This window comes from Verrucomicrobiota bacterium (genome assembly GCA_037139415.1).
Lineage (GTDB): Bacteria > Verrucomicrobiota > Verrucomicrobiia > Limisphaerales > Fontisphaeraceae > JBAXGN01.
The window spans coordinates 1-24,972 of the sequence record JBAXGN010000120.1 but is presented as its reverse complement, the minus strand read 5'-3'; the positions used below and the strand labels follow the sequence as shown (position 1 = coordinate 24,972).

At 56.1% G+C, this 24,972-nt stretch carries 21 protein-coding genes; 13 read left to right on the top strand and 8 right to left on the bottom strand.

Features of this window, described 5'->3' with window-relative positions:
* The 6 genes from WCO56_19520 to WCO56_19495 all read left to right on the top strand — a co-directional run.
* On the top strand, positions 1 to 1,330 hold a 1,330-nt coding region (locus WCO56_19520), incomplete at its 5' end, for a hypothetical protein (protein MEI7731771.1).
* Between the two features lie 328 nt (positions 1,331 to 1,658).
* Positions 1,659 to 2,114, top strand: a complete 456-nt coding sequence (locus WCO56_19515; GenBank protein ID MEI7731770.1) for a hypothetical protein — start codon at positions 1,659 to 1,661, stop codon at positions 2,112 to 2,114.
* A gap of 11 nt (positions 2,115 to 2,125) precedes the next feature.
* On the top strand, positions 2,126 to 3,238 hold the full coding sequence (locus WCO56_19510) for a toll/interleukin-1 receptor domain-containing protein (GenBank protein MEI7731769.1): 1,113 nt from the start codon (positions 2,126 to 2,128) through the stop codon (positions 3,236 to 3,238).
* Entirely contained in the window at positions 3,235 to 4,764 is a 1,530-nt protein-coding gene (locus tag WCO56_19505; GenBank protein MEI7731768.1) for a delta-60 repeat domain-containing protein, read from the top strand. The genes WCO56_19510 and WCO56_19505 overlap by 4 nt, the downstream gene beginning before the upstream one ends.
* Positions 4,765 to 4,794: 30 nt before the next feature.
* Complete coding sequence (locus tag WCO56_19500) at positions 4,795 to 5,322, top strand: hypothetical protein (protein MEI7731767.1); 528 nt, start codon at positions 4,795 to 4,797, stop codon at positions 5,320 to 5,322.
* Between the two features lie 132 nt (positions 5,323 to 5,454).
* Positions 5,455 to 5,814 (top strand): hypothetical protein, encoded by a 360-nt coding sequence (locus WCO56_19495; GenBank protein MEI7731766.1) that lies wholly within the window; start codon positions 5,455 to 5,457, stop codon positions 5,812 to 5,814.
* 433 nt (positions 5,815 to 6,247) lie between these two features.
* Here the strand turns inward: WCO56_19495 and WCO56_19490 are convergent, their stop codons facing one another.
* The 4 genes from WCO56_19490 to WCO56_19475 all read right to left on the bottom strand — a co-directional run bounded on the left by WCO56_19490 (position 6,248) and on the right by WCO56_19475 (position 11,595).
* Positions 6,248 to 7,015, bottom strand: a complete 768-nt coding sequence (locus WCO56_19490; protein ID MEI7731765.1) for an SGNH/GDSL hydrolase family protein — start codon at positions 7,013 to 7,015, stop codon at positions 6,248 to 6,250.
* Between the two features lie 464 nt (positions 7,016 to 7,479).
* Positions 7,480 to 9,477 (bottom strand): family 16 glycoside hydrolase, encoded by a 1,998-nt coding sequence (locus WCO56_19485; GenBank protein MEI7731764.1) that lies wholly within the window; start codon positions 9,475 to 9,477, stop codon positions 7,480 to 7,482.
* 98 nt (positions 9,478 to 9,575) lie between these two features.
* On the bottom strand, positions 9,576 to 9,983 hold the full coding sequence (locus WCO56_19480; protein MEI7731763.1) for a hypothetical protein: 408 nt from the start codon (positions 9,981 to 9,983) through the stop codon (positions 9,576 to 9,578).
* Between the two features lie 52 nt (positions 9,984 to 10,035).
* Positions 10,036 to 11,595: a metallophosphoesterase family protein gene (locus WCO56_19475; protein MEI7731762.1), complete on the bottom strand. Its 1,560-nt coding sequence runs from the start codon at positions 11,593 to 11,595 to the stop codon at positions 10,036 to 10,038.
* A gap of 346 nt (positions 11,596 to 11,941) precedes the next feature.
* Here WCO56_19475 and WCO56_19470 point away from each other — a divergent pair, with 346 nt between their 5' ends.
* From WCO56_19470 to WCO56_19450, 5 genes are all read left to right on the top strand, one after another.
* Positions 11,942 to 13,042 (top strand): sugar kinase, encoded by a 1,101-nt coding sequence (locus WCO56_19470; GenBank protein ID MEI7731761.1) that lies wholly within the window; start codon positions 11,942 to 11,944, stop codon positions 13,040 to 13,042.
* A gap of 50 nt (positions 13,043 to 13,092) precedes the next feature.
* Positions 13,093 to 14,661 carry a hypothetical protein gene (locus tag WCO56_19465; GenBank protein ID MEI7731760.1) on the top strand — a complete coding sequence of 523 codons (1,569 nt, stop codon included), beginning with the start codon at positions 13,093 to 13,095 and terminating at the stop codon, positions 14,659 to 14,661.
* Positions 14,662 to 14,677: 16 nt separating this feature from the next.
* Positions 14,678 to 15,421 (top strand): pyridoxine 5'-phosphate synthase, encoded by a 744-nt coding sequence (locus WCO56_19460; GenBank protein ID MEI7731759.1) that lies wholly within the window; start codon positions 14,678 to 14,680, stop codon positions 15,419 to 15,421.
* A gap of 5 nt (positions 15,422 to 15,426) precedes the next feature.
* Complete coding sequence (gene acpS / locus WCO56_19455; protein MEI7731758.1) at positions 15,427 to 15,804, top strand: holo-ACP synthase; 378 nt, start codon at positions 15,427 to 15,429, stop codon at positions 15,802 to 15,804.
* A 139-nt stretch (positions 15,805 to 15,943) separates the two neighbouring features.
* Positions 15,944 to 16,675, top strand: a complete 732-nt coding sequence (locus WCO56_19450; GenBank protein ID MEI7731757.1) for a hypothetical protein — start codon at positions 15,944 to 15,946, stop codon at positions 16,673 to 16,675.
* Between the two features lie 465 nt (positions 16,676 to 17,140).
* Here the strand turns inward: WCO56_19450 and WCO56_19445 are convergent, their stop codons facing one another.
* The 4 genes from WCO56_19445 to WCO56_19430 all read right to left on the bottom strand — a co-directional run bounded on the left by WCO56_19445 (position 17,141) and on the right by WCO56_19430 (position 23,680).
* Positions 17,141 to 19,930, bottom strand: coding sequence for an Hsp70 family protein (locus tag WCO56_19445; GenBank protein MEI7731756.1), 2,790 nt, complete (start codon positions 19,928 to 19,930; stop codon positions 17,141 to 17,143).
* A gap of 234 nt (positions 19,931 to 20,164) precedes the next feature.
* Complete coding sequence (locus WCO56_19440) at positions 20,165 to 22,003, bottom strand: Hsp70 family protein (protein ID MEI7731755.1); 1,839 nt, start codon at positions 22,001 to 22,003, stop codon at positions 20,165 to 20,167.
* Positions 22,004 to 22,012: 9 nt separating this feature from the next.
* On the bottom strand, positions 22,013 to 22,561 hold the full coding sequence (locus WCO56_19435; GenBank protein MEI7731754.1) for a DUF2760 domain-containing protein: 549 nt from the start codon (positions 22,559 to 22,561) through the stop codon (positions 22,013 to 22,015).
* 192 nt (positions 22,562 to 22,753) lie between these two features.
* Positions 22,754 to 23,680 carry a DNA adenine methylase gene (locus WCO56_19430; protein MEI7731753.1) on the bottom strand — a complete coding sequence of 309 codons (927 nt, stop codon included), beginning with the start codon at positions 23,678 to 23,680 and terminating at the stop codon, positions 22,754 to 22,756.
* Between the two features lie 19 nt (positions 23,681 to 23,699).
* Here WCO56_19430 and WCO56_19425 point away from each other — a divergent pair, with 19 nt between their 5' ends.
* Both WCO56_19425 and WCO56_19420 read left to right on the top strand, forming a co-directional pair.
* Complete coding sequence (locus tag WCO56_19425; GenBank protein ID MEI7731752.1) at positions 23,700 to 23,942, top strand: helix-turn-helix transcriptional regulator; 243 nt, start codon at positions 23,700 to 23,702, stop codon at positions 23,940 to 23,942.
* The gene (locus WCO56_19420; GenBank protein ID MEI7731751.1) at positions 23,939 to 24,826 is read left to right on the top strand and encodes a hypothetical protein; all 888 of its coding nucleotides are present in this window, start codon (positions 23,939 to 23,941) and stop codon (positions 24,824 to 24,826) included. Before WCO56_19425 ends, WCO56_19420 begins: the two co-directional genes overlap by 4 nt.
* The last annotated feature ends 146 nt before the right edge of the window (positions 24,827 to 24,972 follow it).

The window sequence follows — 24,972 nt, the reverse complement described above, 5'->3', positions numbered from 1 at the left end:
AACCACACCGGACGTTCAAACCACACCGGACGTTCAAACCACACCGGACGTTCAAACCACACCGGACGTTCAACCCGCACCGGACGTTCAACCCGCACCGGACGTTCAGCCCGCACCGGACGTTCAGCCCGCACCGGACGTTCAAACCACACCGGACGCCACGTCACAAAAAGGACCAATCAGCAAACGATTTATCCTTTTCTCTTTCATTAGTTTCACGAGTTTCGCCAGCGCTCTTTTTTGCCACGTCCTTGAGACAGCCGATAATGTTATTAGGGCTGAGGCATCGGCATCCAATACCTCATACCAGATTTTGGTCGGGGCCAGAACATTGAATAAAGTTACAGGAACAGCTTCCGGCATCACTACAGCCATCAGCAAAGCTGAGGAACAGATAAGGCTTGCCAATTCAAATTATAACGCAAGTGAGGAAGCTCTCGGCAAGGTGAATTCACTAGTTTCTCAGATACCTGTAACAGAGAAGTCACTAATTAACATAAACAGCAATCTGACAGAGGCTTCGAGGTCTCTCAATTCATTTCAAGGGGAAGTGAAAGGGGTTTTTAAAGATTTTTCAAATTCCCTTGGGGAATTGAATAAAGAGTTGCGAAACGCATCAACCACCGCATCTGGTTTGTTGAACACATCCATGCAAGTGGCAAAACATCATTGGCGCAGCCTCACGCCTGTTGATTTTGTTTCAATTATTTTTAATTTCCAAATCTCCAATCCATCTCTTTGCCAAGCATTGAAAAGGGACATTACAAATTCTGTATCTTGTCAAATTCAATTAGATCCCTCTGGTGCAGGCTTTTACTCGATTCGTTTGACGGACGATTTCTTCATACCACCTTCTGTTGAAAGAACATGGTCTGGTGTTCGTTTACCTGAAGGTTTTGCCAAAAACACCGCATCGGCATTCAGATTTGTTCCCATTGATGGCACGGCTGATCTATTTTATGCTCGTTATAATGCTAAAGATAGTGCTGAATTGCGATATTACATCGCTAATGATCAGATTGTCCTTTGTCTGAGGTTTGATTTATCAGAAAAATTCCTAAAACAAAATAAAAAGCTTCCAACACTTGATCAAGTCCAGAAATGTAAGCTTTATGTTTTTCATCAGGTTTATATCTATGACAAAACAAATCCCACTAATCATGTTCCCTTAGTCCTAGTTTCTGGGGAGGTTTCCTCAAAAAGTGCCTTCATACCATTTAAGAACCCAGGTTCTGAACCTACTAAGCACCCCCGCAGTGAAATTACTGATTTGAAGTTAGAGGGGGAGTTTTATGAGTTTTCCCTCGGTGAGGCTCAGGAACGTTGGTAGATTTACACATATGTCAAAACAAACATCCAAAGGCAAATCCAGAAAACGAAAAGTCGCCCGCGTCCATTCCGCCTCGGCCTACCTTTCGGTAAATTCGTTAACCAAAGCCGGCTCATCCCTGTGGTTGAATGTGTCTGCGGATGGCGAACTCCTTGGCAAACTTGAAATCGGTCGTGGCGGATTTTGTTGGACTGGTCGCTACCGTAAAATTTCCAGACATCTTTCCTGGTCCAGATTCGCCGAATTAATGGATAAAAACGGCTACGGCAAGTAATCCTATGACCAAGAACCAACCCACCATCATGACGCCTCTGGCGAATCCCCCATCGTGCCCATCCTGAACCGTTACCGTCCCTTTGGCACCACCGCCGGCGTGGATTTCGTCACCAAGCGTCCCGTGACCCCCACGCAGAACAGCCACATCAACCTGGTCGTCCAGCATTCCGATTGGGAGGCCCAGGCCGCCACGGTCATGGAGCAATGTCCCGCCGTCCACTACTACGCCCGCAACGACCATCTGGGCCTGACCGTCCCCTACGATTTCTACGGCATCAGCCACACCTACGAGCCCGATTTCCTGGTCCGCCTCAAAAACGGCCTCACCGTCATGCTGGAGATCAAAGGATACGAAGTCCACGAACTGGAGAAAACCAACCACAAACACAACGCCGCCCGCCGTTGGGTGGACGCCGTCAACAACCTGAAAGAATTCGGCCCCTGGCACTTCCTCGTCTGCCGTGAAGTCCAATCACTGCCATCTTCCCTGCAAACCCTAACTGCCTGAGTATATTCATTATGCCTGCGTGTAAAAATATTTTCATCTCCTACGCACATAAGGATAACAAAACTTTTGACGGTTCAAGTTGTCTTAATCTGGTTAAGATGCACCTCAAACCGTATCTGCGCCAGCAAGGGGATTTTGATATTTGGGATGACACCCGTATCCGGACCAGCGAGGATTGGCACAACAAAATACAAACCTCTCTTAAAGGTTCATCAGCCGCAATTCTATTAGTTGGCCCCGCCTTTTTGGCATCAGATTACATCGTCAGCAATGAACTCCCCGTCATTTTGGAGAAAGCACGCAAGGAAGGTCTCAAAATATACTCGCTCATCATTTCATCATGCGCATTTTTGGATGCCGAGTTTTTATATCCCGATCCTAACATTGGACCGCACAAAATGAAATTAAGCGCTCTCCAAGCTGGGAATCGGCCAGACGCACCGCTCGACATGATGAGCCCGGGTGCGCAAAATAAAAATCTCCATGAGTTTGTTAAGACTATCAGTGAGGACATAGCTTCCATGTCCGCATCAGCATCCACCAACACCGTCGTTCCGCCTCCTCCAAGTTCGCCGAGCATACATCCGGTATATGCTTCCTTGATAGGAATGGCAGTCTCAGATGGGATGCTTTCTACCTGGAGTGAATTCAGATCTTTCGTGCTTGCTGAGATCCCCACCTTGAGTATGTTGAGGATTCATGCTATTCGTAGATTTGAACTTCAGGTGAGTCGTGCTGTTTGGCCTGGCATTTATCCTGAACTAGAATGTGCTCTTAAAAATTTCGCCCATACTTTGGAACTCCTAGTAGAGGTTATTAATCAGCATGCATCAACGGACGAACGTAATTGGTTAGTTGGATGCAAATTTTATATTAACAGCGAGAATGACGATGATTATCATAGGCTTTTTAAACTTTATATTGAATGGACAGATAATTATCATAATGCCTTGACTGAAGCTGCTAAGGCGGCGAATTGGCTATCCGATATAATACGCCGTGATATTGATCCGAATTTCTTTCTTTTGGATGGATATTTTTGCGCTGGTTCGCCAGAGCCCCCCAAATATACTTCGTCTGAGATCCAATCGCTGTTAATCGGTTCAGAACCTAAAACCCAATGATCAACTGTTTATATTCCAACACGCAAGCCCATCCATCCGCCTATCGTTCCGGGATAGGTTGCCAACACGATGGCTTCCCGCCACTAGTTGAAACTATCCATCTCAAGGTGTTTCATCGTTGGCATGGCCTAATCTGCCAATTGATATTATTCGTTTTCACTTTTGTTTTCCTCCAGTCGTCCCTCGCTCAGCCGGGCGCGCCGGACACTGCTTTTCTGCCACCATTAAGCCCTTATAGTACGGTTTATGCCGCTGTGCAACGCCCTGATGGCAGGGTGTTGGCCGCTACCGCTAATGGCTTGATTCTATTGAATACCGATGGATCCATAGTTTCTGGCTTTGCCACCAACGCACTAACAGCTTTACCTCTAGGTTATTACAAATCAAATATCACCAGTACAGTTTCTTTAGCGCTGCAATCGGATGGCAAGGCTATTGTGGTTATGAACGGGCCAGAAGATGGCATTCTTCGTGTTACAACAAATGGAACTTTGGATGCATCGTGTATATTCATGAACACAAATGACCTGTATTCTACTCCGCAACCGATTGTATTACCCTCCGGGAAGGTACTCCTTTATAACCGGGATTCTTCGACATGCTTTCGCTGTTTGCTAAATGGCAAACTTTACAATGGAATTGTTAGGTTTAATTCCGATCTGACTTTTGATTCATCATTTAATCTAGGGGGAATCGGCCCAAATAATCTGGTCAATTCAGTATCACCTCAATCTGATGGAAAATTAATTATCGGTGGCAGGTTCACTTCCTATAATGGGGTGAAACGAGTTGGTATTGCCCGCTTAAATGAGGACGGAACTTTGGATTTAACCTATGATCCTGCCAGAACACTTTTCCCAGCAGTATTGCCGTTTTTCGTTGCATCCCAACCGCAGAATCGCACGATCATTCTTGCACATGCCAATATTCCGTATTTGTCTTCCGCTTACGCAATTCGACTGAACCAGGATGGCTCGCTGGATTCCACCTTTAACCAGGTCGAGCTCCAGATTTTTGAAAAAGACGGTCCCAGTCTAAGTTACCATCATAATATACTAACTGCGCAAGATGGCAGTATATTTTTTGTTGGTGCCTTTGCTTTGGCGAACGGATTTCCAGTGTTCAAAATTGCACGGACGCTTCCCGATGGGGTTGTTGACACTAACTATGTTGCTGCAAATTTTGAAAATAGTTTATATGGCAGTTCGTTGCAAACTGATGGTAAGCTATTGCTTTGTGGGACTATTATTGGTGTTGGGAATGTTCCAGTTAAAAATCTGGCTCGCCTGCAAGGAGTTTCTGCAGGTTACACGAGATTTTCCGCTCCATCATTATCTCGTGCACGACAATTTTCTACGACTTTAAATGTTACAGTGGGCCAGCGTCTTTATATTGAGAGTTCATCTAACCTTGTAAATTGGGCCGCTGAAACAAGCCTTGTCCCGGCCAGCACCAGCGTAACCTATACTAACACGCTGAATCCTAATTCACCACCAAACAATTTCTTTCGTGGTGTTTCAAAGTAGCTACTAAGAAACTTCTAATCCATACCCCTTATGACTGACCAAGAACAAATCACACTCGTCGAAAAGGCCTGGGAGGCGTGCCAAAAACTCTTACCTCCAGAAATTTGCGCTAGCCTTGAAACCTGCGAGGAGGTACCCGGCCGCATGCGCAAAGAGGATTTTGACGTCATGCATTTCCGCATCCGTCCCAAGTCATCCCGGCCCAAAGCCTTTTGGAGTGCCAGTGGGTGCCACTATCAGATGTGCGTGGGCCCTGACGGTTCCGGCCATGTGTGCGGGGTCAACTTCACGCATGCCACCCGACAAAAAGCCACTGGCTCAGGTCAGTACCTCCCTGCGGTATTAAAGATTCTCAAAGACCTGAATCCTCCTCCCAACACCTTTGGTGAACCCCAAAAAAAGGGCCGCGATGGCAGCGAATACTTGGTGTATGAGTGTGGTTACCGCCCTAGCATCAAAGACCACCTATATATCCCCATCGACCAAGCCGCCAAAGACCTCGCCTGGCTCATTGAATCCACCCTCCCAAAATTCTTGGCCATACCGGACGCCTGTTAGCATAAAACCATCAACGGGAACAGTGCCCAAATGCACATTGCAATAACTCAACGCGATATTGCCAGTCATTGCCAATCATCACCATTTGGGCGTATGAAAACGGTGTTAAGTGTGTGTCAAAACGTGAAGACTATGCAATTAAATCGCAGAACAAGAACTTCGGCACTCTTAAGCTTGGGGCTGGTAGTGGTCATGGGTATCACTTCATTGCCGGCGGTGGAAGGCGCCAGACAATACCTCAAACGTCCGGATGCCTGGTACGCCGGCGAGGAGGCAAAACGGATCGGGACGAATATTCTCTCCTTCCAATCGGACCTTGGCGGCTGGCCCAAGAATGTGGATACCACTGCCGCCCCGTATGACGGATCGGATCGCGCAAAGGATTTGAAACCCACCTTCGACAACGGGGCCATCCATCCCGGCGGTCACGAGTTCCCGGCCGCCACCCTGCCGTTGATTGTGAAATTCTTCAAAGAACACGCCAAGCCCTGACAGGGCTGCATCAAGCGCGTTGGTGCGTTACGACTACTACGAGGTGGGCAGGGTCTGTGGTTCCGTACCCCTTGCCCCAAGGAACCACGGGAGCCGCATTTTTTTGGAGTGCGGCGGCAAAGCGGGTTGACGGGGGCGCGACGCCGCTTTGGATGGGCACACCAGCAAGCCTGTGATTCTCCCGTCTCGCTGGGCGGCGGCCTACCGCCTGACGTCCTTGGGACGCCGCCGTGGTCTCCCGCGCTCACGCAACTGGACGGAGCAAATCCAAAGCGGTGTCGCCATCCGCCCCTTCTCCCCCGGCGGTTGCCACCGCACTCCAAAATTTCCCGCGCCCTCCTGTTTGAGACTCTGCACCTACGTTTGCGGTTACCTGACCTGAAGCGCTAAAGTCTTCAATTTCGCCATGGTGCGCAAATTAGGAGTTTCTCTCTCATTTTACTGGGGGCGGCAATTGTTTTTCGACGCTCGCCACGACAAGGTTGGCAAGTTGGTCGTATCCTTCGGGCGTGAAATGCACGTTGAAGGGTAACTGGAGTTCTCCCGGCCGGGATGGCACGCGCGTGCGCCCCGTCGGTTTCTCGCTCTCCGGGCGCGGCGGCAGCTTTGCCTGTTGCGCCGCCACCAGGCCGCACAGATCATCAATCGGCACCTTCAATTCTTTCATCACCGCCGTGGCGATCTCATTATAGACCCGCTCGTCTCCCGCAACACGGCCGGTGGTACCTGGCGGCACCGGAGTTGTGGTGGCGTAGATCAGCTTCGCGCCGCTCTTCTGCAACTGGACCGTGATGTCACGCAACTGCTTGCGGTACACCTCCGGCGGCGCGAGTTGCTTGCCCTTGTCCGGCCCGACGTATTGCCCTTTTTCATCAAGGTATTTGAGATCGTGCAGGCCGAAGTTGAAATGAATCACGTCCCAGTGGCCGCTTCCCAGCCACTTCTCCAATCGCTCCAGACCACGTTCGGTCGGACCGCAATTTTCCGGGGGGTGATGCACGTTGGCGCGGCCTTTCAGCTTTTCGCGCACTGGCAGGGTGTAACCCATGGAGATGGAATCCCCGATGAGCAGCACGCGTGGCAGGCCGGGCACGTCGGCAACTTCGATCAAGGCCGGATCGCGCGGTTTGGCCGGGGCTTTTTTGCCCGCCGCCGGTTCCAGGTTCTGGCTCTGGACGGTGTTTGCCAGCAATCCAGCCATCGCAATAATTCCAATAATCCGAGTAAAGCTCATATCTGCAATGGTAAGCTCCCTCGAATTGCCGTCAAACATAAATTTTTCCCTGTGGAATACCGCGAATAAAACCGGGGGACTTTTTGCAGAAAACAGGAAACCGGACATGGCATAAAAATTTATTGGCAAAAAAATGGCAGGTAAAAGATAGCCGAGCAGAAGATAGGAGCTGAGAGGCGGGAGATGCCAAATCCAAAGGCTGGAGACCGCGAATCACGCCAACCAACGCGAATGGAGACCGCCATTTCGGAGTTCGAAATTCGGGCCTCCGACTTATGTTTATGTCATTCATGGAAGCAGCCTAGCAGGATTCCGAGCAAGGTGGTTTCCTCCCAGAGGGAAAAATTCAAATATCCATTATGAATAAAACCCATGCGGTACAGGATCCGCCGGACATCCGCCTTGGGATCGAGAGGTTGCGGGTGAGTTTGCTAATTTCCACCACCACCATTACCTGCTCCACCCGATGGAAAATGTTTTATGCGGATGTCTTTGAATTCTACCCGGGCACCCCGGCTGTGGCGTGGGGAAAAGAATAAGGCGAATTCCCCGGCTGCCTGCGAAAAATTCGGGCTTTCATCCGTCACCGCGCTCACCGTGACCCCATTGACCTGGTGAACCAAACGGTTCCCCTTGGCTACAATGATGATTTCATTCCAGTCATCCGGCTGATACGCGCGCGCCAACTCCTCCGGAGTCGCCACCCGGCCTTGGAACACGCGGCGATCTTTGTCTTCCTCCCGGACGATGCTTACATTGCGTCCGGGTTCGGTCAGTTTGCGCTTGGGTTTGCGCGGCACCAGGCCATAAAGCTGGCCGGAGTCGGGCGGCGTGGCTCTGGCCAGATAGCCGGCAAACCCCTCCGGTTTGGTCTGCAAACGATAGAGCACGCCAGCCGAGGCATCGCCCTTGCATAGCAACTTCAGCTCAAAATCCCCCACCTGGCTGGTCGTCAAACACAATGGCATGTTGTCCAAATGCTGATAATTGGTGCCAGCGCTCCCCACCAACACTCCCGCTTGGACAGACCAACAATTGGTATCCCCTTCCCAGTTAGCCAGGCTCACCCCGTTAAAGAGTGATTCTTCTTCAAAGAAAATGGTGGGGCGCGGCGGCAACGGCTTATCGGTTGGAAGTTTGCCGGACTTTTTACGCACCGATGCAGTTGCACCGTGAACTGCGTTACTGGAAATACTCGCGTGGTTGGTGCCCTTCGTACCCGACGTGCTCACCCCGGTTCGCCGGCGAATATCCACGCGCGATAGCGGTGGCAGGTCTGTGTCCGGCTCGGCGTTCGCCGATGCATGGCGCAGGCTGAACCATGCGCCCGCGCCAATCCCCAACCCGATCAACCCCAATCCGGCCAGCAGCAGGCTCACTAAATGCACGCGCCACGTGGGGGCGGCGGCGGTTTCCCGTACCCCTTCCCAACGCGCCGTCTGGACGACCAGTGTTGGCGTCTGGCTTTTCAACGCCTCGGCAGTATCCGCCGCGCTGGAAATTCTCCCGGCGCTCAACACCATCTGGCGCAGAGCCGCTTCCGGCTGCAATCGCAGCGACACCTCGCGCATGCTCAACGGGCGTTGATCGGGATGGGGAGCCAGGCAAGCCATGATCAGCGTCGTCACTTGTGGCGGCACAGTATTGACCAAGCCGCGCTGTGCCAGGCGATCCGGCAGAAATACGGGGGACTTCGCCTGGTCGGAGTGACTGGCGAGCGAATAGGCGCGCGGTGGACTGCCAGTCAACATTGTGTACAAGACCGCGCCAAAGGCATAAATATCATCCGACTCTTGCGGCAGCTCGCCCGCCAGCGACTGCGGGCTTTGAAAAGCCTGATAATGCGCACGCATGGCCGGCAGATGATCCGCCACGGTCCGCTCCGCCAACCCCATGCTCCACGCGTTGCCATCCACGCGAAGGCCACCTGGCTCCGGGGTCAACAGAATGGTTTCCGGAGTCAACCCCCGGTGAATGAACCGGGTATCATGCAATGCTTCACACACCGCGCTGAGTGTCCGCGCCACCGGCGCGAGTTGATCCCACGTAAGCACCTGGTTTTGTTGTTGCTGGCGGAACGCGTCCAAGCTCGGCCCCGCCGCCGGTTCCAGCACCAGAAAGAGCAGCGCCCCTTCCCGTCCGAGGTCCCACACGCGCACCAGACTGGCGTGCGGCGGAGTACCATGCCGCGGCAGATGCTGGCGCAACTGATTCAAGAGCAGGTCAGCCACAGCCGGATCATCGGTGATAAACTGGAGGGTGACATTTTTCCCGAGTACCTCATCGTGCGCCGTCCATCGTTCCGAGCCGTCCTTTTGCCCCAGAAACTGTTTCAGCACATATCGCCCATTGCCAATCAGGAATTCCGGGGCCAACCCAAATCGGGATGCCTCAGGCAACTCTAGCGGCATATCTGTGAAACGTTCCATGTGACGCCGTAGGATTTACCAAACCAGATACCCGGTGGCAAGCGAGGATATTCCCCTCTGAATCATGCGTCATGGTCTGAAATTAAAGTCGGGGAAATTTACGCGGGCGGAGCCGGCGTGCTGCGATAGCCCATCAGTATCACTGCCCCCAGAATGATATTAATGGGGCCTTCGCCATATTTCCAAAAGGCGGGTAACCCCTCGCACCAATCCACCACCAGCAGTGTGACGCCAAACACCACAATCGTCACCCCCAGGAATTGGAGCATGGCCCGAAACTCCGGCGGGTTGAAGGAAAGCCGCCATAACAGCGCGCCCAGGATGACATAGAATGCGGAAGTGGATCGTGCCAAGTAGCCCACCACTGGCTGGCAGGAAAGTTCTCCCATACCCAAGGCTTGATGGATGGCATTCATCCAGGAATATGGCATCACCACCGCCACTACCGCCAAGAGGGCCACGGTACCAACCACACGCAGGTACAGGCGAAACCGTTGTCCATTCATGAGCATCTCTTTCTTAAGGTTGCGTATATCTGTGAACGCACCACTACTATGCTCATTCCGGGCAGGTGGCAACTCTAAAAAAACCCATTTTTGCGCCCGAATTCCAGGTGGCAGACCAGGCAGTGGTGTCTCCTTGCGATGGTAACTGATCCGCGACCAAGGTCCAACCACCCCCCAACTCCGATTGCCCGTAAATGCGATAATAGCGTCCGGGAATGGATGCCCATCTTAGTTGGGTAGCGGTACCGGAGCGGTTCATAGTGAGAATGCGCCAGGTTGCGGGCGGCCCTTTGATCAGTGTGAAGTGATCCAGCACGTTGGTGTTGGCGTTGATGAACTTGAAATCGAGGCGATTATCATTCACATCTACCATGCAGGAGCCGAGTTCGCCGCTAATATTCACGAGGTGCGCGGGATGGGTAGGGTTGTAAAAGCTGTAGGGACTACCGCCCAGTGCTGCCACCACATAGACCGTGCCATGACCGTTGGTTTGCTGATACGCGCCGGTGCCATCCACCCGTCCGTTGCCGCCGTTCACCTTGTTGGTCTCACTGAATTCCCAGGAGTAGCCGTAATGGCCGTACAGCAGGTATGAGCGTTCATAGACATGGGAATGGCCACATAATACCAGGTCAACACCATAGCTTTCCAGGATGGGAACCGCATTTTCCCGCATCTGGATCATGCGGGCGGAAAGATCGTAAGGGCTATCGGAATCATGCGAACCTTTGGTGTAAGGTGGGCCGTGCCAATAGGCAATTTTCCACTTGCGAGTAGTGCGGGCCAGATCCTGGCGCAGCCATTGGAGCATGGGCGAATTGGTGGAGTTCGACAGTTCCGGCGTGATTGAATCCAAGGAGATAAAATGAACATCCCCGTAGTCGTATGAATAATAATGTTCGCTGCCGGAGGGCGTTCCGCCCGCTTCCCCATTGGTTGGCAGAGAGAAATTGTCAAAGAACGGGTATGGGCCAGGATTGCTATAACTATAGGTGTCATGGTTACCCATCGCCGGCCAGATCGCCAGGTTGCGCAACAGTGGCGCGTAAATGCCAAAAACAGAGTTTTGAACATCGGCATCGGCACCGACATTCTGGTCGTTATCGCCGCCGGTCAACCAAACGTCCGCCGGACGCGTCGCGGCAGTATAATTGAAATACGAATCCCGCACGGCGATCTCGCCATTATTCTGAAAACCATAATCACTCACAAACCAAATCCGCGTGGGCCGAGCAACGCCCACCGGCGGCGCGGTGACAAAGAAGTTGCTCGTACCACCCGCCACGAACGCGCCATCCATGCCGGACAAGCCGCCGGAACTGGTGGCAACCGCATAGTAATATTTCGTCTGTGGTGTCAGGTTGGTCAGCAGGACCTGGTGCTCCGTAGTCAACACTTGATCAAAGAAACTCATGTCCAAATTGGACAGTTGGGTGCCGCACTGCACCAGGCTATCGGCGGGTTGATCCGTGCGCCAGCGAACCAGAATGCTCGTGGTCGAGCGCATTTGCAGGTAGGGACCACGAGTCAAAGTAACTGTGGTGGTTTGCGCCACAACCGGCTGGGCAACGAAGTTGACTGCGATAGTCAGGATAAGTGCGAATCGAATCAAACTACCCCAACAATCAATTGAGCGGGGCTCGTTCTTTGGATGCCGAACGCCGCCACCCCACAGGCACACCCGCCCCACTCGGCGTGGGGCTCGACACCAAGGCGGCGGAGGAGGATTATTCCCGGCCTTCATAGACGGCATAGAATAACTGAAGTTGACCCGCGTGACAAGCAAAGCCGCAGCCAAAGCCGCTGCCCCTAAGAAAAATAGATTGTGTTTCGGCCTGCTTTTTTTCAAGCTAACGCAGGCGATATTTCGCGACACGAATGCCTGCAACCGGCACGATCGGGAAGGTGTTTATTGGTTACCGCGACGCCGCAAATTGAACAATAAATCTATTAATGCCATGGGCACTTTGAATATTAGAACGGCGGAGTCCTGTAAATTTGACGCGCTCGCTTTGGGCGAGATCATGCTGCGTCTGGATCCGGGAGAGAGCCGCATTCGTTGCGCGCGGGAGTTTGCTGTGTGGGAAGGCGGTGGGGAATACAATGTGGCGCGCGGTCTGCGCCGCTGTTTCGGGCTTAGAACAGCGGTATGCACCGCCTTTGCCGATAATGACATCGGACGTCTGATCGAGGATTTCCTACTGCAAGGCGGCGTGGACACTTCCTTCGTGAAATGGCGTCCCTACGATGGCGTGGGCCGGACGGTGCGCAATGGGTTAAATTTCACCGAGCGCGGCTTTGGCATCCGAGGCGCGGTGGGCATCCCGGATCGCGGACATACCGCCGCTGCACAGCTCAAAGTGGGCGACTTTGACTGGCAGGAAATCTTCGGCCACCAGGGAGTTCGCTGGTTTCATACGGGGGGCATTTTTGCGGCGCTTAGCGATAGCACGCCGGAACTGGTCATCGAAGCGGTGCAAGCCGCCAAAACGCATGGCACCATCGTCTCCTACGATCTGAATTACCGGCCAAGCCTTTGGAAATCCATCGGCGGACAAAAACGGGCCCAGGAAGTTAATCGTAAAATCGCGCAGTATGTGGATGTCATGATTGGCAACGAGGAAGATTTCACCGCCTGCCTTGGCTTTGAGGTTGAAGGGGTGGATGAAAATATTTCCAAAATCGAAGTAGGCGCGTTCAAACAGATGATCCAGAAAGCGGTGAAGGAGTTTCCCAACTTCAAGGTGGTGGCCACCACCCTGCGCGCGGTTAAAACCGCCACGCGCAATGACTGGGGAGCAATCTGTTTTGCCGACGGCCAATTCCATGAGGCCACTCCCCGCCCCGACCTGGAAATCCTGGATCGCGTGGGTGGCGGCGACAGCTTTGCCAGCGGCTTGGCGTATGGTTTTCTCAAGTTCAACGATGCCAAACAGGCCGTCGAATACGGAGCGGCGCATGGCGCACTGGCCATGACCACGCCAGGGGATACCTCCATGGCCACCCTGGCCGAAGTGGAAAAACTGGTCAAAGGCGGTGGTGCCCGGGTGCAACGATAATATTTGGGCATTGCTAAAGGCCGTCTTCTCTGGCAAACCATGGTGACTTTATGCGTGATGTTTATGCATGTTGGTGGTGGCTGACCGCATGGGCGGTGCTGTTAAACCCTGTCCATCTGTCCGCCGCGTCAGATCCGCAAGATCTGGTGTTGCGCCTTCATTTCGCCGGGGCACAAACAATGATGGCTGGCACGAACTCGCTTCGCCTGCAAGGCATCGCTATTCTGCCAGAATCCAAGGCGTTATACCAGCGGATCACGGAAAAAATCGCTCTGCATGCGCCGGAACTGCTGTCGCTCAAACTACAGGCCGGCCAAAACGGCAGCGCCAACCAGCTCCAGCCGGTGGTGAACGACTTGTGGGATAATGAAGCCTGGGTGGAAGTGTGGGGACAGGGCCTCAATCGCCAGTGCATTGTAGCGGCGGCAGTATCCACAGCACGGCAATCGGCATGGGAAGCAGCCTTGAAGACTCTGCCACTGGCTGACCATTCACAAGTCCGGTGTGGCATTGAAGGCAAATGGGTGTTCATTGCCAGCGGATCAGACGCCGCGAAAACCGCCGAAAGTTTTGCCACCCGGCTGAAGACATCGGGGTTGCCAGACTTGGTTTCCAACCGCTGGATGGAAGTAGAACTCAAGGGGGCCACGTTTGCGGAACTACTCCCGTTGCCATTTACCGAAAAGCTGGAAGCCATCCACCTGGCCATGAGCTTTCACAAGGGCGACATGTTGGCGAACGCCTCACTGCGCTATGCTGGAAAACTAACCATGCGACTGGATCCATGGCGCATTCCCACCAACTTCATCCGTGATCCGGTAACCAGTTTCGCCGCGCTCAACGGCGTCGAACCTTGGCTGGCCAAGAACCCCATTGCCAACCGACTTAAATTGGATGCGCTGCCCAACCAGGTGTACGGCTGGTCCATGGCCGGGTTGCCATTCATCACTTATGCCGCCGCCCCATTGCCCAACCCCACGAACCTGATCGGGCATCTTGCCAAAGCGTTGCCGCTGGTGCTTTTGCCTGACGGCGGGAAAACCCAGTTGGGCAGCTTCTTATGGGCGAGCAACCGGGCGCAAATCGTGTGGCAAGGGTTGCCGTTCTTAAGTCCCACCGTGCAATGCCGCAATGAAGATGGCCAGGATTATTTGGTGACAGGTTTGATCGGCTTGCCAATGGCCTCCAAGCGGCGTCCCGGCGCTCCAGAATTATTCCAGCAAGTGAAGGGGCGCACTAACCTGGTTTATTATCACTGGGAATTAACCGGCGAACGCGCCCGCTGTTGGAATGAATTTATGCAAAATGCGCCGCTATTCACCGACCTGCTTTCCGTACCAACCACAGAAGTTGGTCACAAGTGGGTCATGACCGTTCCCGCAGTGCTGGGCGAAACGGTCACCCAGGTCATCAAAACATCCGATAACGAACTCACGCTGAGCCGTCGCGGCCCGCTTTGTTGCACCGGTTTTGAACTGAATCTTCTGACTCGCTGGCTGGACATCCTGGATGCACCGCCCGGCAAGTTCAAGCTGGTGCGCCCCAATGCCATGCGCTTTAAGGGCACAAATCCCCCGCCCTTCCGCCCCAAAATGCCGCCGTTACCCCCAACCCCTTGATCGGCCTGTACGTGTCATGTCACTCAAGCTGGGAGTTAATATTGACCATGTGGCCACTGTGCGCGAGGCGCGCTATCGTGGAAAAGCCGTTGGCGAACCTGATCCCGTTCAAGCAGCGGTGATTTGTGAAACATCAGGCGCGCATGGAATTACGGCGCACCTGCGAGAGGATCGCCGCCATATCCAGGATCGGGATATTTGGCAGCTTCGTGATGTTATCAAAACCAGGTTGAACCTGGAGATGGCCAACGCCCCGGAAATCGTGGCGATTGCCTTGAAGTTAAAGCCGGACATTGTCTGCATGGTGCCGGAACGCCGTCAGGAAGTCACAACGGAGGGCGGCTTGGAAGTCGCTGCCAACCTCGCCGGCCTCACCGATACCCGGAAACGCATGAATGATGCGGGCATTGAAGTCAGCCTTTTTATTGCCCCGGATGCGGCCCAAGTCGCGGCGTCAGCCAAAACCGGCGCACAATTTATCGAGCTGCATACCGGTTCCTTTGCGGAACATTATGAAGATCCGGTGCAGCGATCTCTGGAGTTGGAACGACTGATCACGGCCGCCCGTCAGGCACATGAACTGGGCCTGCGAGTCAACGCCGGGCATGGCATCAATTATCAGAATATCTTCACGCTGTACGCTGTTCCCCACCTCGTGGAACTCAACATTGGCCACAGCATCATCAGCCGTGCCATAACCACCGGGTTATCCAAGGCGGTGATGGACATGCTGGAGGCCATGAAACAATATCCCGGTTGACCGATATGATTCTTGGCGTCGGCATTGACCTCGTTGAAGTCGCACGTATCCAATCCTCATACGAGAAATTCGGCGAGCGCTTCCTGGAACGCATTCTGCGCCCGCAGGAAATCGCGTATTGCCTGAGCCATCGGCAGCCAGGACCGCATCTGGCGGCACGGTTTGCCGCCAAAGAAGCAGTGGCCAAAGCCTTCGGCACTGGAATCGGCGCCGAACTGGGATTTCAGGACATGGAAATCTGCCGCCGGGAATCCGGCGAGCCGTACCTGGAACTGAGCGGCACGGGCTTGGAAACATTCAAGGCGCGCGGCGGACGAATCGTGCATCTCAGCCTCAGTCACACCGCCAGTCACGCTACCGCCATCGCCATCCTGGAAAGCTAGCGGCATACATTCTGCGCTCCCCGCCCAAGCCATCTCCAGCTATTGGATTCTGATTCGATGCGTACGGAAAGGGTCCGCAAAATATAGTAAAAATCGCACTGGAAATGCGCCGGGCGATTTATTAAAGTGTCCCCACAATATGAGCGCCCAATTCCAAGTCCGCCGGGCAACGGTGGATGATTTGCCGCAGTTAATCGAACTGTGGAAGCTGGAGTGTCTGCCCTGGGAACAATTCGAGCGACGCCTCACCGAATTTCAAGTGGTCGTTGATGCTGACAATATCGTGCAAGGGACTTGGGGCATCCAGATTGCAACCAAACAAGCCCAGCTTTACGGCGAAGTATTTCTGCAATCCGACCAAGCGGACCAGCACCGGGATAAACTCTGGGAACGGCTGCAAAGCATTGTCCACAACCACGCGCTGGTTCGTTTGTGGACCTGTGAATCAGCCCCATATTGGCGCGGGAGCGGATTTCGTGATGCCACCGGGGAACAGCTTAAGAAACTGCCGGGAAATTTCACCACCGAGCATCCGCACTGGCTGGTTCTGGAATTGCGTGAAGAGCACGAAACGACCCAGGTGGACATGGAGAAGGAGTTCGAGGTCTTCAAAGAACAGGAGCGCCTGCACTCCGAAGCCGCCTTGCAGCAAGCCAAGGGCTTGAAAACCTTTGCCACCGTTCTCGCCTTCCTTTTATTTGCCGGTGTCATGGTGCTGTTGGTTCATGTGGTCAGGCCCGATTTGTTCAAGGGGACAGCCAGCGTACACAATCGGCCGGCGGCAAACGCCAAGTCCACGCCCACCGTCTCCACCAATAGCGCCACCAATAGTCCGGCGACGCCTGCCGCGACAAATAATGCCGCCAAATAGACGGATTCGGGCTGCTTCCTCCCCATACCCCCTCATCCCATCCTTCTCCCCCAAGGCATTGGCGTCAACCTTATTGGTCGCGTAATTTGCGCGGGTTCTGCCGGTTCACCCGCGACCATCGCCGCGCTAGGGGTCGCATAACTTTTAAAACAACGCAACGCAATTAAACCTGAATTAAAACAACCAAACTAACCAGTCATTTCTAACCGGTTATCTATTACGAAGGTTGATCCCTCTTTTGTTGATGCTATACGATTTACATGTCATGGCGCGTGCGTGGCGGTCTGTTGATGTTTCGCTTTCGGATGGGCGGAGTGGAAGTATTTTTGGCCCACCCCGACACCCCGATGGGCAACGTCCAAACCACGGATGAGTAGCTCATTCCCAAGGGTGGACAAAAAACGGGAGAGCCCCTCTTGCAGGCGGCCCAACAGGAATATGAAGACGAGTTGGGCATTTGCCCCATCACCGCAATTGCAACCCAATCGGCAGGGTATCGCCCAAGGCGCGAGCTTCGTCGTCGGCTTCTAACTGGACGATTTCGGTGACCATCCGCAGCCAGCGTTCGGGGGCCTCGACGGAGCGCAGGGCATCCACCGCGCGGGCGCGGATCGGTTCATCCAGGTCGCGGGTGCGGTCGCCGGTGAGGCGGGCCAGTTCGGCAATGGCAAAGCTCGCGCCATCCATGCGGCGCAAATCCAGCTCCAACAGGAACGACAACCATTGCTCGGCCTGCCCGGGTTCCACCGTCTTGTGGCTGCTGCCATGCAGCGGCACGCGCGTTCCAAGCCGGCCCAAGGCCCAGGCCCACGGGCCGCCCGTTGTGGTGGGGTGGCGCAACCGTTCCGCGATCCAGTTGCCAAGCTGGACCTTTTCTACCGGGATGAGTTGTTCGAGCGACGCGGCAACGCGGACCATTTCATCCAGGCCCTCGGGTTGGATGCCCTTGGGCTTGACCACCAACTTGGATGGTTCCATGGGAACGCGCCGGGCCAGGTACGGCTTGAGATAATTCCAGAGCACGGTCTGCTGCGCCTCATCCAGGCCGCCTGCCAGGCGGCGCCACATCACCCAGAATTCTTTCCAGCCCGGTTCTTCGCCGTGGAAGGTGACGCTTTCCGTGAACATGCCAAACGTCTGCTCGCAGCGCCATTCATCCAGCGGATAACCAAAGCCGGGGCGCAGACTGTAGCCCAGCAATTGGAAGAACACGCGCTCGTGATCGGCGCTGCGACGGCGCTTTGCCGCCCCGGCAAAGAGGACGCCCCACAGTTCGCGCAACAGCGGTGCCCGCCAATGCTCGCGCGGCCCCAGGGTCTGCTCCAGCGTGCGCAAGAGCTGTTTGACTTCCTTCGGCGCTGTCGCTGCCGCGCGTCCGCCAAAGATCCGCTCCACGATGGCCTTCACTTCCGCAAACCGCGCCGGCATGGATTCCGTAACCGTCGTGGCGGTCTGTGAGACCGAACCGCGCAGCTCAAACTCAAGCCGCCAGCGTTCATCCGCGATATTCGACACGCACCACAGCTCCAGGGTTCCAATTTCGGTCAGCGTGGCGCGCAAGTGTACTGGCACCGTGGCGGCCTTGCTGCCCGCGCCTTTCAACAGCGTGTGAATGGGCGGCAAGGCGCGCAATTCCTCGCCCACCGGCACAATGTCACCGGGGCGATCAATGCGGTCCGACGTGGTCGAATAGAGCGGAAACTGAACCGGGCGGCCCAGCGCCAGGGTGAACGGGCGGCTGGCGAGGTCCACCGGCTGGCCTTCCTCATGCCCGCGCGGGATCAGGCAGACCGCGCGTGGTTCCGCCGCGGCTTTATCCACCGCCAACCCCACGTACAAGGCGTGCGCGGTGCCGCCGCTGATGCGCCGGCCCAGACCGCGCCGGGCCAATCCGTAGTAGGCCGCGCCGCGGGCCACGGCCAGTTCCAGCGAGCCGTGCTGCAGCAAGCGCAACCGGGGCTGGTCCGGCCACCAAGCGGAAAGCGCGTCCAGCAAACGCGCGCAAATGCTCGTGGAATTAAAGACGCCGCCATTAAGCAGAATCGCATCCGGCCGCGGCAGCAGCGTTCCCTGGTGCTCGACAATCCCCAACGCGGCAAAGGCGGCCTCCGCGTGCTGGCGCAGGAACGCGGCCAAGTGCCTTGTCACGGCGGGCTCCTGCGCGTACGGCAACCCGAGTTCCTGCAAGGCCACCCGCGCGCCCCGGCGCGGCAGGTCATCCGGCTGGCAGGCCGGGAAGAAGCCTTCCAAAATCACCCGCTCCGTTTCCTCGCGTTTGAGTTCCGCCGAGAGCGTGCCGCCCAACAACCGGCTGCCTTCCGCCGCGAGGGCGATGCCGTGCCGGTCAGGAGCGTTGGTGCCCAGGAGCGTTTCCTTGGCGGCACGACTGGCCTGCACCAGTTGCGTCCATTGCGTGGCGCTGAGTTTGCGGCCGCCCGCCAGCAAGCGTTCCTCGACCAGCCGGGCCAGCGCGGCATCCATGTTGTCGCCGCCCAGCATCAAGTGATCCCCCACCGCAATCCGGCGCATCGCCGGTCCCTCCGGCGTCATGCCCGCCTGGATGAGCGTGAAATCCGTGGTGCCGCCGCCCACATCCACCACCAGCACCAGGCGCACCTCGCGCAACACCTCCGCCAAATCCTGCCGATGCTGGGCGGTGAAATCGTAAAACGCGGCCTGGGGTTCCTCGACCAGCGTGAACTTTTCAATGCCGGCCTGCCGCGCGGCGTTCACGGTCAGCGCCCGCGCCACTTCATCGAACGACGCCGGCACCGTGATGACCACTTCCTGTTCCGCCAGCGGGGTTTCCGGATGCGCGTGATTCCATGCGGCCCCGATATGCCCTAGCAACCGGGCGGAAGCTTCCACCGGCGAGACTTTGGGAATCTCCGCCGCCGCGCCCCACGGCAGGATGGGCGCGGAACGATCCACGCCGGGATGGCACAGCCAGCTTTTGGCGGAGGCCACCAGCCGCCCCGGCACGCGCGCGCCCTGCCAGCGCGCAAATTCCCCCGCGATCAACCCGGGCGAATCGCCCCACGGCAACTGCGCGGCTCCGGCGGGCAATTCGTGCTCGCCGGGAATGTAAAGGCTGGAGGACAACAGCGCGCGCGGCGCGACTTCTCCGGGGCGCACCAATTGGGCGACGGGAAAATCCACCACCGGGCAATCCGCGCCCAGCGCCGGGTCCGCAAACGCGACCGCGCAATTCGTGGTGCCGAGGTCAATGCCGATGATGTAGGTGGAGGGGGACAAGGGATTAAATCCGAAAACCGAAGTTCGAAATCCGAAAGAAATCCGAAGGCCGAAGACCGAATGCCAAGGCGGATGTTGCAGCCAGGAGATGCGCGATTCTTAGGGTTCCGTTCCCCCTCATCCCGTCCTTCTCCCCCACGGGGGAGAAGGTGCCCGTAGGTCCGATTCGGATTTCGGATTTCGGATTTCTTTCGGGATTCGGTTTTTCGGATTTCGGATTTGGCATTTTGCAGCTCATTCCTTCATCCGCACGTTGAGTTCCAGCTTCCAACTGCCCTTGCCGCCTTTTTCAATGCAGCGGAGTTCCAGCGTGCCCAGTTCCGTCACGGCGGCCCGCAGGTTGACCGGCACCAGCTTGCCCTCGTTGCCTGGTTTGGCGGTGAGGGTGGTTTCGATGGGCGACACTTCCTCGAATTCCTCGTTGCCCGCCACGTCGTCGAGCAGCGCGCCGACGCGGTCATCGCGCCGGAGGGAGCTGGAGAAGAAGCGGAACCGCGTGGGTTCGCCCACCACCAGCCCAAACTCCTGGGGCGGCACTTCGGCCTGCGTGCCTTCCTCCATGCCAAACGGGGCGATGCACAGGGCTTTGACCGGCGGCTCCATGCCGGGAACCGCAGGCATCGCGGATTCAATGCCGACGTAATACGCGCGGGCCGTGCCGCCGCGAATGCGCAGCCCGTGCCCCTGGCGCACCCAGCCGTAATAGGCCGCGCCGCGCGCCACCGCCAGATCGAGTTCCGCGCCTTCCAATTCCTTGGCGGGCTTGCCGCCATCGGCCTTGAGCCAGGCGTTGATGACTTCCAGAATCCGCTCCTTGAGCGGCGACGCCTTGAGCACGCCGCCGTTGAACAGCACGGCGGTGGGATGCACAAACGCCTGCCCGGCGACTTTCACCGGCGCATCCTGCGCTGTGGCCAGCGCGCGCGCCTGCCGGCTCAGGAACGCGGCGAGGTGCCGCGTGACGGCGGCGTCCTGCGCATACGGCAGCGCCATCTGCGCCAGGCCGGTGCGGCGGGCGGTCTGCGGCAAATCCGTGACGACCGTTTTGGGGAAGAAGCCATCCGTGAGGAGGCGGTCCAACTCTTCGCGGGACAGTTCCGCCTTGATCGTGCCGCCGATCAGGGACGAGCCGCGTCCGGGAATCGTCAGCGCCGCCTTTTTCAACTTGGGATCGGCATACATCTGCTCCTTCGCCTGGCGGCAGGCAAACGTGAGCGCGTTGAACTGCCAGGCATCCAGCTTCCTGCCCTCGGCGGTCAGCCGCTGGTTCACGGCGTACGCCAGCGCCAGGTCCATGTTATCGCCGCCGAGCAGGATGTGATCCCCCACCGCCACGCGCGTCAACTGCACCTCGCCGTCCTGCTCCGTCACCGCAATCAGGGAGAAATCCGTCGTGCCGCCCCCGACGTCCACCACCAGGATGACCTCGCCGGTTTGCACGTGTTTGCGGAAGCTCTCGCCCATGGCCTCGCACCAGGCGTAGAGCGCGGCCTGCGGTTCCTCCAACAGCGTGACGTTCGGCAGGCCGGCCTCCTGCGCCGCCTTCAGCGTCAGATCGCGCGCGGCGGCATCGAACGACGCGGGCACCGTCAGCAGCACCTCCTGCTCCGCCAGGGCGGCGTCCTTGTGCTGGCGATCCCACGTCTCGCGCAAATGGCTGAGATACCGCGCGGAGGCCTCCAGCGGCGAAATCCGTTGCACCTCGGCGGGCGCCTGCCAGGGCAGGATCGCGCTCTGCCGGTCCACCCCGGCATGGCACAGCCAGCTTTTCGCCGAGGACACCAGCCGCATCGGCACCTTGCTCCCGTGGTTGCGGGCAAACTCCCCCACCACCACGTCGCCGCGCTTCTTATCCCAGGGCAACCCGAGGCTGCCCGCCGGGAACTCCTGCGCGTTGGGCAGATACAGGAACGAGGGCAGCAGCGGCCGCTCCTCCACCGTGCCGGGGGCGGTCACCTGCGGGATGGCCAGCATCGTCTGCTCCCGCCCGCGCGACTGGTTGGCGTCGAGGTCAAAGTAAGACACCGCACAATTCGTGGTGCCCAGATCAATACCGATGGCATAACGTGGCATAAGCGGCTCCTAGGCAAGTTCAACTTCAGCGGGCGCAAGGATGCGGGGATCGAGCGACTCGGAGACCGCCGGCAACCGCACCGACGTGGCCACCCAGCCATGATGCTTCAACGCACCGCGGAACGGCGGTTGCCCGGCCACGTTGCCCGTCAGCCGGATGCGCTGCGCGTCAAACCCGGCCGGGACCGTGATGGTCGCGCCTTCCGCGTCCTTCAGCGCGGGCTCCAGCGTCAGGCATTGCGCCAGCGCCTTGCGGCAACCGGCGTGTACCACGCGCGCCGCCGCCCCGACGTCCGCATCGGCGAAGGCGGCCACGTCCTCTTGCAGAAAGTCCACGAACCGGCCCTCGCGCTGCAACATGGCCAGCACCAGCAGCCCGGAGGCATGCACGCGCTCCGGCGGCGGCTCGGCGGGCTTGACCGGCGCGGGCGGCGCGGCGCCCAGCAACGGCGTGACCTTCCGGCAAAACTCCGGATTACTCAACGCGCGGCCAAAGCAGGCGAACGCCGTGCCGAGCCGCGCAAACAACGATGGTGGTGCTTGCTGTAGGTTCTCCATAATCAACTGCGCAAGCATGCTATTTCTACGCCAAAGGTCAAATGCGAAAGCAAGGCGGAAGAAAGCCGAAGGCCGAACGCCTCACGGTGAACGGAGGCGATAGTAACAGCCGGAACGATTCGCCCATTGGGAATCGCTGAAGGCGGACGAGCCGCCAGTTAGGATGAACTGCGGTGCATGTTTGCCAAGCGTTCAATATGTCATCAATAGGCGGTCACTTACGCACTCTGCCTCAAGGCTCTCTCCGTCCATCTGAAACCTTTTCAGCATAGAGCGGCCACATTCGATGAACACTTCCCTTTCAAAAAGACCCTCAGGTATCGGTAAGTTGCATCGCACCGCCCCGGATTTTTTCGTGCCGTCAATGCTGATGGCAACTCGCACTCCACGTGCTTTGCAATGGCCAACTCGATCAAACAAATCTTCCAGAGAAAAGGCCTGAGCGCCGTAGAGAATACCCTGGCTGTGACTATAGGGTGGGTCGCAGTACACAAAATCCCCATCTACCGCCCGGTCAAGCGCTTGTTCGTATCCCATCAGAGCGAATTCTGTTCCGATCATCCGGTAGCTCCACTCGTCAACCCGCTCACCAAAGCTTTCAGGACTTATCGGGTCATGAACTCCGCAGGGAGTTGACATGAATCCGTCTGCTTTACGAAATCTCACGACCCCGCCATAGCAGGCGCGACAGAGAAAGAGTAAATCGGCCCCGTTCGGATTCCTGTTGTAGCTGCTTTTAATTTCTTCAAACACCCTAACTTTTCCACCATCCGCCATCCTCTCCCATCGTTCCGCGTACCATCTTTTCAGGGTTTCAGGGTCGCGCTTCAGCGTTTGCCATATTTCGACGAGAGGTCTAAAGGCGTCAGAGGCGAAACCTTGGCGAGGTGCCAAGGTCGCAAGCACCCCGCCACTGCCTACGAATGGTTCAAAGTACGTTCCAAAAGAATCTGGGAAATGCGCAGCCAGGACTGTCGCAACTCTTTGTTTGTTGCCAATCCACTTCAGTAGTTGAGATTTGAACGGTCTAGCCGTTCGCGGCTCAAGTAATCCCAATTGCGTTTGCCTTTCTTTTACCATAGACGGTGATAAAATATCCTGTTTTGGGATATTTGTCAATTCATAATAGCATCCGCGAATGTCCAAGTCAATTTATGGTCCAGAGCAGGAGAGTTTGCAGTTCATCTTGCACGAGGCAAGGAACGAAGCAAAGCTGACCCAGGCGCAGTTGGCCGACAAAATGGGCGTGCCACAGTCGTTCGTCAGCAAATATGAATCGGGCGAAAGACGCCTTGATCTTGTAGAGCTTCGTACTGTTTGTCTTGCTATTGATTTACCGCTGATTGCCCTTATTCGGCGATGGGAGAAGGCACTCAAATGAAGCCAACCTCTCGCTTTGTTAGAATGCCCAAGCACTTCTGGGCCAACGTCCGGTCCCTCAGCCAACATTTGGGCTACACGAACCGAAAGACAAGCCAGATCAAGGTCCATGATCTAGCAGAGATTGCCAAGGCACTCGGGGAACTTGGGCTGTCCACGACGCATATCTTGGATAGTGCGGGAAAACCGACTGCCATCGGAAAGAATCTTGTCGCCTATTTCGCATACCGTGCAGACGTGTTGAATAACTTCGTGGAACCAAAGCTGATGGACGCAAAAAAGGCTGAGAAAATCTACAAGCGCGTCAGGAAAGAGACCGGCTCGAAACTTCCGGTGGTCATGAATAAGCAGAAAGGGGACAAGCAGAAGCCGGCCTACCTTACTAATATTGTGAACTGGCTGATTGAGGCGAACGTGGGCGGTCTCGACTTCGACTACAACCCTGGAGAGCTTACCACCTTTACGCGAGACGGAGCGCCCCTTCGCACCCTTGCCCGTCGAGTTGACGGTGCATTTCCCTCAACGGTGAATCCCGTCGCAGTATGGGAGAATAAGGAGTATTACCACACAACGACTTTCGGCAGCCGCGTGGCCGATGGCGTGTACGAAACCTTGCTCGATGGGATGGAACTGGAAGAATTGCTTCAATCCGAAGGTATCGAGTGCAAGCACTATATGTTTGTTGATGCCCATTTTACTTGGTGGGCGAAGGGCAGGTCATATCTTTGCCGAATCGTGGACATGCTGCATATGGGCTACGTCGATGAGGTGCTCTTCGGAACCGAGATTCTGGACCGCATGCCTAAGATCGCACAGGAATGGGTTGCCATGCATAAAGCCCGCAAGAAGCCAAAGAAGAAGGTGCTTCACGCCCCAAACCACTGAAAAGCAGTCGGTAATTATCCAAAACGCCCGGTCAGACCACCCAAACCGGCCCCTAATTTACGGGCTCTTTCCCGTAAATTAGGGGCGCAACTTGGTTTTGTAAATATAATTGTGTAAATGTTTTTTTGTTTTGTTTTTGTTGTTTT

Coding starts and splice junctions, on each gene's coding strand:
- WCO56_19505 (MEI7731768.1), top strand. CDS start 3,235: ATGATCAACTGTTTATATTCCAACACGCAAGCCCATCCATCCGCCTAT.
- WCO56_19500 (MEI7731767.1), top strand. CDS start 4,795: ATGACTGACCAAGAACAAATCACACTCGTCGAAAAGGCCTGGGAGGCG.
- WCO56_19510 (MEI7731769.1), top strand. CDS start 2,126: ATGCCTGCGTGTAAAAATATTTTCATCTCCTACGCACATAAGGATAAC.
- WCO56_19435 (MEI7731754.1), bottom strand. CDS start 22,561: ATGGAGAACCTACAGCAAGCACCACCATCGTTGTTTGCGCGGCTCGGC.
- WCO56_19480 (MEI7731763.1), bottom strand. CDS start 9,983: ATGAATGGACAACGGTTTCGCCTGTACCTGCGTGTGGTTGGTACCGTG.
- WCO56_19425 (MEI7731752.1), top strand. CDS start 23,700: ATGTCCAAGTCAATTTATGGTCCAGAGCAGGAGAGTTTGCAGTTCATC.
- WCO56_19450 (MEI7731757.1), top strand. CDS start 15,944: ATGAGCGCCCAATTCCAAGTCCGCCGGGCAACGGTGGATGATTTGCCG.
- WCO56_19420 (MEI7731751.1), top strand. CDS start 23,939: ATGAAGCCAACCTCTCGCTTTGTTAGAATGCCCAAGCACTTCTGGGCC.
- acpS (MEI7731758.1), top strand. CDS start 15,427: ATGATTCTTGGCGTCGGCATTGACCTCGTTGAAGTCGCACGTATCCAA.
- WCO56_19490 (MEI7731765.1), bottom strand. CDS start 7,015: ATGGCTGGATTGCTGGCAAACACCGTCCAGAGCCAGAACCTGGAACCG.
- WCO56_19485 (MEI7731764.1), bottom strand. CDS start 9,477: ATGGAACGTTTCACAGATATGCCGCTAGAGTTGCCTGAGGCATCCCGA.
- WCO56_19470 (MEI7731761.1), top strand. CDS start 11,942: ATGGGCACTTTGAATATTAGAACGGCGGAGTCCTGTAAATTTGACGCG.
- WCO56_19495 (MEI7731766.1), top strand. CDS start 5,455: ATGCAATTAAATCGCAGAACAAGAACTTCGGCACTCTTAAGCTTGGGG.
- WCO56_19460 (MEI7731759.1), top strand. CDS start 14,678: ATGTCACTCAAGCTGGGAGTTAATATTGACCATGTGGCCACTGTGCGC.
- WCO56_19465 (MEI7731760.1), top strand. CDS start 13,093: ATGCGTGATGTTTATGCATGTTGGTGGTGGCTGACCGCATGGGCGGTG.
- WCO56_19440 (MEI7731755.1), bottom strand. CDS start 22,003: ATGCCACGTTATGCCATCGGTATTGATCTGGGCACCACGAATTGTGCG.